A 557-nucleotide genomic window follows, 5' to 3' on the forward strand; every position below is an offset into this window, starting at 1 on the left:
ACGCGCCGACGGCGTGCAGGCTGACGCCGCTCCACGAGAATGGCAGCCGCCCGCCTTCGACCTCGGTCAGCCCGGCGAAGGCCGCCGCGTGCAGGGCGGAGTCGAGCAGGGCGGGGTGCAGGCCGAACGGCGTGGCCTCCCCGCGCCGCTGCTCGGGGAAGCCGACCTCGGCGAACACCTCGTCGCCGGCCCGCCAGGCCGAGACGAGGCTCCGGAACAGCGGCCCGTACCCGAACCCGGCGTCGGCGAGGCGGTCGTAGAACCCGTCCAGCGGCACCGGGACCGCGCCCTCGGGCGGCCACACCGCGGAATCGAACGCGGCGGGACGCGCCCCGGTGGCGAGCACGCCGGTCGCGTGCTGCGTCCACGGCTCGTCCTCGGCGCCGTCCGGCCGGGCGTAGACGCTCAGCGGGCGCCTGCCCTCGGCGTCCGCGCCGCCGACCACGAGCTGGAGCGCGACACCGCCCCGCTCGGGCAGCACCAGGGGCGCCAGCAGGGTCAGGTCCTCGACGCGGTCGCAGCCGACCTGGTCGCCCGCGCGCCCGGCCATCTCGACG

Annotated in this window: 1 protein-coding gene; it reads right to left on the bottom strand. The window is 77.9% G+C overall.

The features are described 5' to 3' along the window. Window positions 1–557: polyketide synthase dehydratase domain-containing protein (locus tag G3I65_RS27740; protein ID WP_203612526.1), on the bottom strand; the 557-nt coding region annotated here is incomplete at both ends.

The organism is Amycolatopsis sp. SID8362, assembly GCF_010550475.1.
GTDB lineage: Bacteria > Actinomycetota > Actinomycetes > Mycobacteriales > Pseudonocardiaceae > Amycolatopsis > Amycolatopsis eburnea.